Source organism: Aquaspirillum sp. (assembly GCF_055136605.1).
Genome location: NZ_JBSQVP010000068.1, coordinates 1 through 11,205, shown reverse-complemented (window position 1 = coordinate 11,205; position 11,205 = coordinate 1). Strand labels below are relative to the sequence as shown.

General features: G+C 50.9%; 10 protein-coding genes. 4 read left to right on the top strand and 6 right to left on the bottom strand.

The window, feature by feature from the left end; genetic code table 11:
- A partial coding sequence (locus tag ACTBZS_RS10430) for a flagellin N-terminal helical domain-containing protein (RefSeq protein WP_463044068.1) occupies positions 1-835 on the top strand: 835 nt, incomplete at its 5' end.
- 87 nt (positions 836-922) lie between these two features.
- Here the strand turns inward: ACTBZS_RS10430 and ACTBZS_RS10425 are convergent.
- The 6 genes from ACTBZS_RS10425 to ACTBZS_RS10400 all read right to left on the bottom strand — a co-directional run bounded on the left by ACTBZS_RS10425 (position 923) and on the right by ACTBZS_RS10400 (position 7,125).
- Positions 923-1,210: a helix-turn-helix domain-containing protein gene (locus ACTBZS_RS10425; protein ID WP_463044067.1), complete on the bottom strand. Its 288-nt coding sequence runs from the start codon at positions 1,208-1,210 to the stop codon at positions 923-925.
- 16 nt (positions 1,211-1,226) lie between these two features.
- On the bottom strand, positions 1,227-1,634 hold the full coding sequence (gene rnk, locus ACTBZS_RS10420; protein ID WP_460429338.1) for a nucleoside diphosphate kinase regulator: 408 nt from the start codon (positions 1,632-1,634) through the stop codon (positions 1,227-1,229).
- A 138-nt stretch (positions 1,635-1,772) separates the two neighbouring features.
- The gene (gene thrC, locus ACTBZS_RS10415) at positions 1,773-3,200 is read right to left on the bottom strand and encodes a threonine synthase (RefSeq protein WP_463044066.1); all 1,428 of its coding nucleotides are present in this window, start codon (positions 3,198-3,200) and stop codon (positions 1,773-1,775) included.
- On the bottom strand, positions 3,200-4,510 hold the full coding sequence (locus ACTBZS_RS10410) for a homoserine dehydrogenase (protein WP_463044069.1): 1,311 nt from the start codon (positions 4,508-4,510) through the stop codon (positions 3,200-3,202). The genes thrC and ACTBZS_RS10410 overlap by 1 nt, the downstream gene beginning before the upstream one ends.
- A gap of 118 nt (positions 4,511-4,628) precedes the next feature.
- On the bottom strand, positions 4,629-5,876 hold the full coding sequence (locus tag ACTBZS_RS10405) for a pyridoxal phosphate-dependent aminotransferase (RefSeq protein WP_460429340.1): 1,248 nt from the start codon (positions 5,874-5,876) through the stop codon (positions 4,629-4,631).
- A gap of 331 nt (positions 5,877-6,207) precedes the next feature.
- On the bottom strand, positions 6,208-7,125 hold the full coding sequence (locus tag ACTBZS_RS10400) for a LysR substrate-binding domain-containing protein (protein ID WP_022652599.1): 918 nt from the start codon (positions 7,123-7,125) through the stop codon (positions 6,208-6,210).
- A 51-nt stretch (positions 7,126-7,176) separates the two neighbouring features.
- On the opposite strand from ACTBZS_RS10400, the gene ACTBZS_RS10395 reads away from it, so the two are divergent.
- The 3 genes from ACTBZS_RS10395 (at position 7,177) to ACTBZS_RS10385 (ending at position 11,072) form a co-directional block, all read left to right on the top strand.
- Complete coding sequence (locus ACTBZS_RS10395) at positions 7,177-8,361, top strand: acetyl-CoA C-acyltransferase family protein (protein WP_022652597.1); 1,185 nt, start codon at positions 7,177-7,179, stop codon at positions 8,359-8,361.
- 314 nt (positions 8,362-8,675) lie between these two features.
- The gene (locus ACTBZS_RS10390; protein WP_463044065.1) at positions 8,676-10,841 is read left to right on the top strand and encodes a heavy metal translocating P-type ATPase; all 2,166 of its coding nucleotides are present in this window, start codon (positions 8,676-8,678) and stop codon (positions 10,839-10,841) included.
- 21 nt (positions 10,842-10,862) lie between these two features.
- The gene (locus ACTBZS_RS10385) at positions 10,863-11,072 is read left to right on the top strand and encodes a heavy-metal-associated domain-containing protein (protein WP_463044064.1); all 210 of its coding nucleotides are present in this window, start codon (positions 10,863-10,865) and stop codon (positions 11,070-11,072) included.
- Positions 11,073-11,205: the final 133 nt, after the last annotated feature.

Genomic DNA, 11,205 nt, shown 5'->3' with positions numbered 1-11,205 from the left:
AACACCAACTGTAAAACTAAGGATGCCATCTATGCGTATTACTAACGATCTTCTCCGTCACCAACGTTCGATTGCCGAAGCAACCGCACAATCTGACAGAACCAACTCAGACAAACTAGTTGCACGCATGGCAGCAAATATCGGTAAGGATTCTACGGCCACTATTCAGAATGCTATCAATCAACAAAGAAATAATAGCCGTAACTCTGAGATTGCTTTGTCATTAACCGCAGAGGGCGGTTTGAGTGAGATTCGTGACAACCTGCAAGGTATGCTTAAGTTGGTACAAACTACCAATTCCAGTACAACTTCTAATGATCGTGAGGCGGTTCAAAAAGAACTAGTCGAGTTACAAGACAATATTAAGCGAGTGGTAACAAACACCAGTTACAACGACACCAAGTTATTCGATGGTTCGTTTAATGCGAATGAACAGTCTACCTTTGGCGCTGCTGTGTTCTCTGCTGTTGCCTCGACGAGTGAAATTGTTAAAGGTGTCTATGACTTAACAGTGACAGACCCTTCGAGTAGTAACCCTGCTGATACAGAGACCCGTTTGAGTGATGTGATCAAGAAAGTAGATCAACTACGTGCCAATGTGAGTAATTCCCTCTCCTCTCAACAGCGTCCTACCTTAGAGCCTACTGCAGCAACGGAAACAGCAACATCTGCAAATCTCTTGAAGCGGGAGCAACTACAAAAAGAAATGGAAAGGATGAAAGGAGAAATGGAAATGGCAGGTAATCGCACTGCAGAAGTAATTTCAGGAAACCGTTGGACATATGAGTTGGGTAATCAACTGGCTAATCGAAACAGCATTGACCTGAAGGCATGATACGGTGTTATTTGGTTAGGTTGATAGTTGATTTCCTCCCCGTTCTAAAGAGCGGGGATTCCTGCTGCCAGACGGCGAAGTGAGTGATTAGCTTAAGGCCCGTAGAACGGCTTGGGGTTCTTTGGCTACGACATGCAGTAATGCAAGCGCAGGGCCATGTGGTTTTCGATCTCCGCGCTCCCAATGACGAAGCGTACCTAAGCTAATACAAAATTTTGCAGCAAATTCCATTTGCGTTAAACCTAGACTGGAACGCAGCTTAGCCACTGCCTCGCCCCCACCGCAATTTTCAGACCCGTCCTTCCCAGTCTCAAGACTGGCGAGCGAAAGCGAGAGGGCGGGGAAGAGGTCAATTAAATTGTAAACCCTGCTCATGCAAATCCCACTAAGGCTACCGCGTGAATTCGCCTGCTGCCTCTGGTTGATACAACACATCCAACACCTTAATTCGATGTGTATTGCCAGAGGGTAACGGCCAATCAATCTCTTGCCCGACTGACAAACCAAGTAATGCCGAGCCAACGGGCGCTAATACTGACAAACATCCCTCACCGCCATCTTGCGGATAGACAAGGGTATAACTCATCTCTTGCCCAGTGCTGATATTCAATAAGCGGACACGCGAATTCATCGTTACAACACCGGCAGGGATCTCTTGTGGATCGACAATATCCGCCCGATCAATTTCTGCCTCTAAGGCAACGGCGGCTGGGCTGTGTCGCCACTCGGCGTTTTGTAACAGCTTTTCCAAACGCAACACATCTAGGCTGGACAAAATCAGAGAAGGGGGGGTAGACATAAGATAGCTCCTCACACTCTGCCCTGCTTCAGGATTGAAGCGAGGTCAGCAAAAAAAGAAAACGCCCACCGCAAAACGGTGGGCGGATAAGACTCAAATCATCAAAGGCAGTGTAACAGTTTGCCTGTTGATTGGCGACTATTCGCTATGGGCAACAATAAATTGTTTCACCTGTTCGACATCGGCCGGCATGACCGTCACTCGCTGTGGCAAATCTTCTAAATTCGCCAACCCTTGTGGCGCAGCTGGGCTTTGTTGCAGGGCTTCTTGAATCGTCTCGGCAAACTTCACTGCCTGTGCCGTTTCCAATACCAACACCGGCATCCCCGTCACTGCCACCTCACGAGCGACTTTAATGCCATCTGCCGTATGGGTATCGATCATCAAGCCATCCGAAGCAAACACACTGCGAATCGTGGCTAAACGATCGGCGTGGGTGCTTTTTCCTGAAACAAAAGCAAATTGTTCCAGCTGTGCCCATTCTAGGCTGGTGCTGAGATCAAACCCACCCCGATCCACTTGTTGCCACAATTCAGCCAAGCGTGTTGGGTTACGGCCGACTAAGTCGAACACAAAACGCTCGAAGTTCGAGGCTTTAGAAATATCCATCGAAGGGCTAGAGGTAACGAAGGTATCTGCCGTTCCACGTGGGCGATAAGCCCCCGATTTAAAGAACTCATCTAACACATCGTTTTCGTTGGTTGCCAAAATCAGCTTACCAATCGGCAGCCCCATCATGCGGGCGATATGACCTGCACAAATATTGCCAAAGTTACCCGAAGGCACACAGAACGCAACTTGCTGGCTGTTATCTTGGGTGGCGGCAAAATAGCCTTTAAAGTAATACACCACTTGCGCCGCAATCCGGCCCCAGTTGATCGAATTCACTGCCCCGATTTTATAACGTGCTTTGAAGGCATGATCGTTTGATACCGCTTTGACGATGTCTTGTGCATCATCAAACATCCCTTCCACAGCAATGTTAAAGATGTTTTCGTCTTGTAAGGAATACATCTGTGCCCGTTGGAAGGCACTCATTTTGCCGTGCGGTGACAACATAAAGACACGCACACCACGTTTACCACGCATGGCATATTCTGCTGCCGAGCCTGTGTCACCGGAGGTTGCACCGAGGATATTGATTTCCTCGCCACGTTTGGCCAACACATATTCAAACAAATTGCCAAGCAACTGCATGGCCATGTCTTTAAAGGCCAGCGTAGGGCCATTCGATAATTCGAGTAACCCAATGCCCTCTTTTAACCAAGTGATGGGGGTGATATCAGCTGCTTTTTCTGGCTGTCGGGCATAGCCATACACCTCGGCGCGGTAGGTGCGTTGGCAAATGTCGCGCAAGTCTGTTGCTGGGATATCGGTTGCAAACAGGCTCAGAATTTCAAATGCCAAGTCAGCATACGACAGTTGACGCCAAGCCGCTAACTGCTCGGCGGTGACCTGTGGATACTGTTCTGGCAGGTATAACCCGCCATCTGGGGCGAGACCACCGAGCAAAATATCAGAAAAAGATTGGGCCGGTGATTGACCGCGAGTCGAGAGATAACGCATTAACCTAATGCCTCCAAACGCAGACGAGTGACATCACCACGCACCACTGACAAGGCAGTGATTTTCTCGAGTGCTGCACTCATGTGTTTTTCGAACGTGCGATGAGTCAGAATAATGATGTCTGCCTGATCAGCGCCTTCCGCTGGTTCACGCTGCAACATGGCGTCGATACTGATGCTGTGATCAGCCAAAATGCGCGTTACATCGGCCAAGACACCGGGCTTGTCTTCGACGGATAAACGCAAGTAGTAAGCGGTTTCCACTTCACCGATAGGCAGAATAGGCAATTCAGCCAATTGATCGGGTTGGAAGGCCAAGTGTGGCACACGGTGTTCTGGGTCGGCGGTATGTAAGCGAGTCACGTCCACCAAATCAGCAATCACTGCACTGGCGGTCGGCTCTGCCCCTGCCCCTTTACCGTAATACAAGGTGGCGCCAACGGCATCTGCTTGTACCAACACTGCATTCATTGCCCCTTCAACATTGGCAATCAGGCGTTTTTCTGGCACCAAAGTGGGGTGAACACGCAACTCGACACCGGCTTCGGTACGGCGAGTGATGCCTAACAATTTAATGCGATAGCCTAATTGTTCTGCATAGCGAATATCTTCCGCTTTCAGTGACGTGATGCCTTCGATATGGGCTTGGTTAAATTGCACTGGAGTACCAAACGCCAAGGCCGACAGCAGCGTGATTTTATGTGCAGCATCGACCCCTTCAACGTCGAAAGTCGGATCGGCTTCGGCATAACCTAAGCGTTGAGCTTCCGCTAACACTTCATTAAACGACAACCCTTTGTCGCGCATTTCCGACAAAATAAAGTTGGTGGTGCCGTTGATAATGCCGGCGATCCATTGGATACGGTTGGCGGATAGACCTTCACGTACCGCTTTAATAATTGGAATCCCACCGGCAACGGCGGCTTCAAAAGCCACGGTAACGCCTTTTTCGCGTGCCGCAGCAAAAATTTCATTGCCATGTACGGCCAACAAAGCTTTGTTAGCGGTTACTACATGCTTGCCATTGCGGATAGCTTCTAAAACCAATTCTTTGGCAATGCCATAGCCACCGATCAGTTCCACCACGATGTCAACATTCGGGTCACGCACCACGGCAAACGCATCATCCGTGACGGTTGCTGCATCGCCGACAACTGTACGAGCATGGTCGAGGTTTTTATCTGCCACCATCGTAATTTGAATAGGGCGGCCAGCGCGGCGGGTGATTTCTTCTTGGTTACGACTCAAAACAGTAAAAGTGCCACCGCCAACGGTGCCGATGCCTAACAGGCCAACTTGGATGGGTTTCATGATGTTTTGTGCGCGAGAAGCCCCGCCGGTGGTCAGCGGGGAGGGATAGCATAGTATGCCGTGCATACTCTGTTTCTCGCGGTCTCCTTAAAGTAACGAGCTATCCTAGGTTAATAAATTAAGCGTGGCTCACGGCGGTATCGGTGCCGTGGCGCTTGCGATAGTGTTCTAAGAAACGGGTCAGGCGGGTGAGGGCATCGCGCAAGTCATCGACATTCGGCAGGAACACCACACGGAAGTGGTCGGGTTGTGCCCAGTTAAAGCCGCTGCCTTGTACCAGCAAAACTTTTTCCGCTTCTAAAAATTCGAGAATCAGCTGTTGATCGTCTGCCACCGGATAGATTTTTGGATCAAGACGGGGGAAGAGATACAGCGCGGCTTGCGGTTTGACACAACTCACACCCGGGATGGCATTCAGCATTTCCCAAGCAAGGTCGCGCTGTTTGGTCAAACGCCCTTGTGGTGCAACCAAATCATCAATGCTTTGATAACCACCGAGTGCGGTTTGAATCGCAAATTGCCCGGGGACATTGGCACACAAACGCATCGAGGCCAGCATATTCAGGCCTTCAATGTAATCTTTTGCATGACGTTTTTCGCCAGAAACAATCATCCAACCTGCACGATAGCCGCACGCACGATAGTTTTTCGACAAACCGTTAAAGGTGATGAATAAAACATCGTCGGCCAAGCTGGCAATCGACACATGCTTTTGGCCATCAAACACCACTTTGTCGTAAATCTCATCAGCATACACAATCAGCTGGTGCTGACGGGCCAGTTCTACCACTTCGCGCAGGAAAGCTTCAGGGTATAACGCCCCTGTCGGGTTGTTTGGGTTGATTAACACAATGGCGCGGGTGCTGGGGGTAATTTTGCCGCGAATATCGTCTAAATCGGGCAACCAACCATTATTCTCGTCACAGATATAGTGCCGAGGGACGCCACCGGCAAGGCTGATGGCGGCGGTCCACAGGGGGTAATCTGGCGAGGGGACTAATACCTCATCACCGCTGTCTAACAGGGCTTGCATTGCCATCACAATCAGCTCTGACACGCCATTGCCGATGTAAATATCGTCAATTTTCACACCAGCAATGCCTTTCTGCTGGGTGTAGTGCATGATGGCTTTGCGTGCAGCAAACAAGCCTTTCGAATCGGAATACCCCGAAGCATCGCCCAAATTGTGCATCACATCGACCACAATTTCCTCCGGCGCTTCAAAACCAAATGGTGCAGGATTACCGATGTTGAGCTTGATGATACGGTGGCCTTCTTCTTCCATTTGTTTGGCGCGTGCCAAAACTGGGCCACGGATGTCGTAACAAACATTTGCCAGTTTGTTAGATTTTAAAATGGGTTGCATAGTGACTGACCTTATTAAAACAGTGGCGCGAGTGGGACTCTTTGCCACAAAAGCAGGGGGACGGCGACGTTGTTTGCGTTGTCGCCAAGCGGGCGCAGCGTTCACTGCATAGCCATCATGGCAAGCATCATCGAGGCGGCGGCTCGCGCCGCAGTCGCTCGGGCGCAGGGGTTCAGGTCAGTCACAGCCAGCCAGCCTCGTAAACACGCTTGCATGAGAAATACTCCGAATAAGTCAGGTAAAAAAACGTGGTATTCACCTGCGTCAAGCAGGGCGCATAATCCTAACGCAATCTGTGTTGCGACGCACTAGGCATAGTGGGCTAATTGCATTAGGGAATGCGGCTTTCTCGTTGTAAACAGCCTTGTGCCAGCGATTCGCGACATAAACGCAGAAAATGTTGCAGGGCGGGGGTGAGGTATTTATCGCGATGATAAACCAATAAAAATTCCCGTCGTAGGTCTAACCACGGTGCCGCTAACTTGACCAGACTGCCGCGCCGAAACGCCTCACGCAGTGCCAATCCCGACACACACCCCAACCCAAGCCCCGATTCCACCGCACGTTTAATCCCTTCGGTATGTTCCAACTCAAGGCGGATGGCAATAGGTAATTGATGGGCGGCACGCGCTCGATCAAAGGCCTCGCGGGTACCCGATCCGGTTTCACGCACAATCCACGTTTCACGAGCAAAATCGCGTGGTGAGAGCTGTCCTTGTTTGGCCAGAGGATGGTCGGGCGCACAAAAAATTTCCAAACTGTCCCCGCCCCACGATTCTGTTATCAGCTCAGGATGATGACATTCACCCTCAATCAGGGCGACATCCAAGGCAAAACACAACATTCTTTCAACAATGTGCCGAGTGTTAGCAACTTCTAGGCTCACACGGCTGGCGGGATGTTGTTGCATATACTCCGCCACCAACCCAGTGACCAAATAATTGCCCAACGTTAAGGTTGCTCCAATTGCCAATGGTCCACAGGCATCTTGGCTTTTCATCAAGGCTTCAAGTGCGGCAGCGCGATCTAGCCATTCTTCTGCTTGTGGCTGTAAAGCATGGCCTAAGGCATTGAGGCGCAAGCGTTTTCCTACACGGTCAAATAACTGAATCGAAAACTGCCGTTCTAATTCACACAGTGCGCCACTTACCGCAGAAGGCGACATGGCAAGGCTTTCCGCTGCGCGGGAAATGCTCTCATAACGGGCGACATGAACAAACACTTGTATCTGTTTTAACGAAAAATGCATTAAATTAAGCCCTCGTGCTCAACGATGACCCTTACGTAAAGGATAAGAAAAATGACGTTGCCTGAAATTTTTGTGCTGTCTGGTGTGCGTACTGCCATTGCTGACTATGGTAGTGCTTTGAAAGACTTTGCACCTAGCGAACTGGGTGCACAGGTAGTGAAAGAAGCGATTAAACGCGCTGGTGTTGCCGCAGAAGACATCGACCACGGTGTGTTTGGTAATGTGCTGCATACTGAAGCTCGCGATATGTATGTGTCTCGTGTGTCATGCCTTAACGGTGGTATGAGCCATGCGTCGCAAGCCTTAACCGTGAACCGTCTGTGCGGTTCCGGTATGCAGGCGATTGTTTCTGCGGCGCAGATGCTGGCGCTGGGTGATGCCGAGTTGGCGATTGCTGGTGGGGCTGAATCGATGAGCCGTGCCGGTTATTTATTGCCAGCTGCGCGTTGGGGCGCTCGGATGGGGGATAGCAAAATGGTGGATATGATGGTCGGGGCATTGACCGATCCATTTGACACCGTCCACATGGGGATTACTGCAGAAAATATTGCAGCTAAGTGGGGTTTCTCCCGTGAAGAGCAGGATGCGTTTGCGGTTGAATCACATCGCCGCGCCGTGGCTGCGATTGCTGCCGGTCATTTCAAAGAGCAAATTTTGCCAGTGGAATTAGTCACTCGCAAAGGCACGACATTGTTTGATACTGACGAACACCCACGCGGTGACATCAGTGCTGAAGGATTGGCCAAACTGCGCCCAGCTTTCAAGAAAGATGGTTCTGTGACAGCGGGTAATGCGTCGAGCTTGAATGATGGCGCGGCTGCAATTGTGTTGGCAACTGCCGCTGGCGCGAAAAAATCGAGTGCCCAGCCGCTGGGTCGTTTGGTGTCGTATGGGATTGCTGGTGTCGATCCTGCTTTCATGGGTGAAGGCCCGATCCCTGCTGTGGCGCGTGCTTTGCAGCGTGCAGGGCTGTCAGTGAATGATTTGGATGTGATTGAATCAAATGAAGCCTTTGCTGCACAAGCGTTATGTGTCACACGCGGTTGTGAGTTTGATCCTGCCAAAGTGAACCCAAATGGGGGGGCAGTGGCATTGGGTCATCCGATTGGCGCGACTGGTGCGATTCTGACGGTGAAAGCGTTGTATGAGCTGCACCGTATTGGCGGTCGTTATGCGTTGGTGACCATGTGTATCGGTGGTGGCCAAGGGATTGCCGCGATTTTCGAACGCGTATAATCGTGTTGTGTGGTGGATGTGGTGATACCGCCGTATCCGTCACACCACCATCAAAAAAACCGCCGCATCCTTGATTGGGTGGGGCGGTTTTTTGTTGTTGCCAATTCAGCCTTTAATTAAAAAATCAAGCCTAAACCGCTAATTGCCGAGTGGATGGGCTTTTAGCGTGTTATCAAACGAATGAGTGGTTCCGTTTTCTGCAAAAACCAGTTCTGGTTTTGATTAAATCATCGGTATGCTGCCTGATCGGGTGCTCTCTGCGGCTGTGACCCAATATCATGGGTTGGGCGATTCGATTTTAAAACAGGACTAATATGGCTTACTCGGTACGACATTTTTCCATTCAAGGCATGACATGTGCCGCTTGTGCAGCGCGGTTAGAGAAAGTGTTGAACCGCTTGCCGAATGCTGAGGCGAATGTCAATTTTGCTGATGAAACGGCGCATGTCCGTTTTCCTGACCAACATCCCATCACCCCCGAACAAATCTCCGCTGCGATTGCGCGTGCTGGTTTCTCTGGACAAGAACAAGCAGACGATTGGCCGGCCCCTGCCGCACAAGAACACGCACCACAAGAACAGCGCATATTGTGGTTGGCATTGCTATTGACTGCACCATTCGCTGTTGAAATGGTGGCGATGCTTGTTGGGCATCACGGTGTGGTGCCTGCGTTATGGCAATGGTTATTGGCAACGCCAGTGCAATTTATTGTCGGTTGGCGTTTTTATCGTGGCGCATGGGCAGCGTTGCGCGGCGGTGGGGCGAATATGGATGTCTTGGTGGTACTGGGGACATCGATGGCATGGCTGTGGTCGAGTTGGGTGTTGTGGAGCGGTGCAACACATCACCACGCGCTGTATTTTGAAGCCTCGGCGATGGTGATTAGCTTGGTGTTGCTGGGTAAAACCCTCGAAGCCCGCGCCAAGCGGCAAACCACGGCCGCGATGAACCATCTGTTACAACTGGCACCGGCGACAGCACGGGTTGAACGGGATGGCATGGTGCAAGAATTACCGATTGCCAGTTTATTGGCGGGTGATCGGGTCTTGGTGGCTCAGGGCGACACCTTGCCGGTGGATGGTGTGGTCGTGGCGGGACAAGCTGCGTTGGATGAATCGCTGTTGACCGGTGAAAGCGTGGCAGTAGAAAAACAACAGCAAGATAAGGTTTTTGCCGGTACTCGGGTGCAATTGGGTCACTTAACCATCGCGGTTGAACGTGCTGGTCGTGAGACACAATTGGCAGCGATTGTGCGCCGTGTGGCAGAGGCACAAGGTTCCAAAGCACCTATTCAAGGATTGGCAGATCGGGTGTCGGCAATTTTTGTGCCGGTGGTGGTGTTGATTGCTTTGTTGACTTTTGGATTGACAGCTTTTTTTACCGGTGAATTAGAACAGGCGCTGATTCATGCAGTGGCGGTGTTGGTGATTGCGTGTCCCTGTGCGCTGGGCTTAGCCACACCAGCGGCAATTATGGTCGGCGTCGGACTAGGCGCGCAGCGCGGGATTTTATTTCGTAATGCCGCTGCACTCGAACGCGCCGCCCAAGTGGCCGTCTTGGCGGTGGATAAAACCGGTACGCTGACTTTAGGACAACCGGTGGTGCAACATTGTCATGTGTTGGCTGCTGATTTAGATGAAAACACCGTCTTCACCCTTGCCGCGTCACTGGAACAAAATGCCACGCATCCCTTAGCTTCGGCGATTTTGCACGAGGCACAGCAACGTCAACTGCGGCTACAGCCGATGAGCGAGTGGCAAACGACAATTGGACAAGGGATTGCCGCCCATGATGAACAAAACACCCATTGGGCTTTGGGCCGTCCTCACTGGTTAATGTCAACGCCGCCGGCGTTATCTTTGATGCAATCGTGGCAAGAAGCAGGTTGCAGTGTGATTGCGTTGGCACGAAATGCTGAGATCGTGGCTTATCTCGGTCTTGCTGATCCTCTGAAACCGCAGGTAAAACACACTTTGCAACAGCTGGCCGTACAGGGAGTGCAGACTCACATGCTCACTGGCGATCAAGAAAAAACCGCTTTGGCGATTGCAGCGCAGGCAGGCATGGCTGCAAGTCAAGTTCACGCTGCTTTAACCCCTGCCCAAAAAGCGGATTGGGTACAACAAGCACAGCAACAAAATCAGGTGGTGGCGATGGTGGGGGATGGTGTGAATGATGCGCCTGCTTTGGCGATGGCTGATGTCAGTTTTGCGATGGGCAGTGGCAGTGATATTGCGATGGAAACGGCGGATGTCACTTTAGTGCAAGGTGATATTCAACATATCCTCGACGCGATTCGCCTGTCTCAAGCCACATTGCTTACCATTCGTCAAAATCTGTTTTTTGCATTTATCTACAATGTGCTGGGTATTCCGCTGGCAGCGTTTGGTTTGTTAAATCCGGTGCTGGCAGGGGCAGCAATGGCGTTGAGCTCGATTTCTGTTTTGACCAATGCCTTGCGTTTGAAACGGTTTCGTTAATTTCATAATGGGGAATCAAAGATGGAACAAATTCGTGTTCGGGTTGAGGGTATGACGTGTGGTGGGTGTTCGAAGCGTTTGCAGGGGTTGTTAGCTGCTGTGGCGGGTGTCAGCCAAGTTGAAGTCAGTCACGAACGTGGCGAAGCCGTTATCGAGGCGGATTTGTCGCAAGTGTCATTGGCACAGTTGCACGCCGTGATTGAAGACGCCGGTTTTGATGTTGTTGTGTAACAAATTTGTTTGGGGGGGATGCGCTACGCTTATCCACCCCACACCAGCATGCGGGTTGAGATAATCGTAGCGCGTCCACTCAATAAAAATCCGTTTAAATAAATTGAGATTTAAAACGGAATATCATCATCCA

Bases quoted from the DNA above. Each gene is read 5' to 3' on its own strand.
- ACTBZS_RS10390 (WP_463044065.1), top strand. From the start codon at position 8,676: ATGGCTTACTCGGTACGACATTTTTCCATTCAAGGCATGACATGTGCC.
- ACTBZS_RS10385 (WP_463044064.1), top strand. From the start codon at position 10,863: ATGGAACAAATTCGTGTTCGGGTTGAGGGTATGACGTGTGGTGGGTGT.
- rnk (WP_460429338.1), bottom strand. From the start codon at position 1,634: ATGTCTACCCCCCCTTCTCTGATTTTGTCCAGCCTAGATGTGTTGCGT.
- ACTBZS_RS10410 (WP_463044069.1), bottom strand. From the start codon at position 4,510: ATGAAACCCATCCAAGTTGGCCTGTTAGGCATCGGCACCGTTGGCGGT.
- ACTBZS_RS10395 (WP_022652597.1), top strand. From the start codon at position 7,177: ATGACGTTGCCTGAAATTTTTGTGCTGTCTGGTGTGCGTACTGCCATT.
- thrC (WP_463044066.1), bottom strand. From the start codon at position 3,200: ATGCGTTATCTCTCGACTCGCGGTCAATCACCGGCCCAATCTTTTTCT.
- ACTBZS_RS10400 (WP_022652599.1), bottom strand. From the start codon at position 7,125: ATGCATTTTTCGTTAAAACAGATACAAGTGTTTGTTCATGTCGCCCGT.
- ACTBZS_RS10405 (WP_460429340.1), bottom strand. From the start codon at position 5,876: ATGCAACCCATTTTAAAATCTAACAAACTGGCAAATGTTTGTTACGAC.
- ACTBZS_RS10425 (WP_463044067.1), bottom strand. From the start codon at position 1,210: ATGAGCAGGGTTTACAATTTAATTGACCTCTTCCCCGCCCTCTCGCTT.